This is a genomic window from Nocardiopsis sp. MG754419 (genome assembly GCF_018207095.1).
GTDB lineage: Bacteria > Actinomycetota > Actinomycetes > Streptosporangiales > Streptosporangiaceae > Nocardiopsis.
On the sequence record NZ_QOCZ01000335.1, the window covers coordinates 1 to 616 of the forward strand.

1 protein-coding gene is annotated in these 616 nt (G+C 62.5%); it reads left to right on the forward strand.

The features are described from left to right. On the forward strand, nucleotides 1-616 hold a 616-nt coding region (locus DSY14_RS29695), incomplete at both ends, for a cbb3-type cytochrome c oxidase subunit I (protein WP_211719590.1).

Sequence of the window (616 nt, forward strand, 5' to 3'; positions counted from 1 at the left end):
TATGACGATGTTCCGCATGCCGATCTTCACCTGGAACACCCTGCTCACCAGTGTTCTGGTGCTCATCGCGTTCCCGGTGCTGACCGCGGCCCTCATCGCGTTGGGCGCGGATCGCATGGTCGGCACCCAGGTCTTCAACGCCGAGCACGGTGGCGCCATCCTGTGGCAGCACCTGTTCTGGTTCTTCGGTCACCCCGAGGTCTACATCATCGCGTTGCCGTTCTTCGGCATCATCACGGAGATCCTGCCGGTCTTCAGCCGCAAGCCGATCTTCGGCTACAAGAGCCTGGTGGCGGCGACCATCGCCATCACGGGCCTCTCGGTCACCGTGTGGGCCCACCACATGTTCCCGACCGGCGCGGTACTGCTCCCGTTCTTCTCGTTCATGTCCTTCCTCATCGCGGTTCCGACCGGTGTGAAGTTCTTCAACTGGATCGGGACGATGTGGCGCGGACAGCTCACGTACGAGACACCGATGCTCTTCACGATCGGCTTCCTGGCCACCTTCCTCTTCGGCGGTCTGACCGGTGTGCTGCTGGCCTCCCCGCCCATCGACTTCCACGTCACCGACTCCTACTTCGTGGTGGCGCACTTCCACTACGTGGTCTTCGGCACC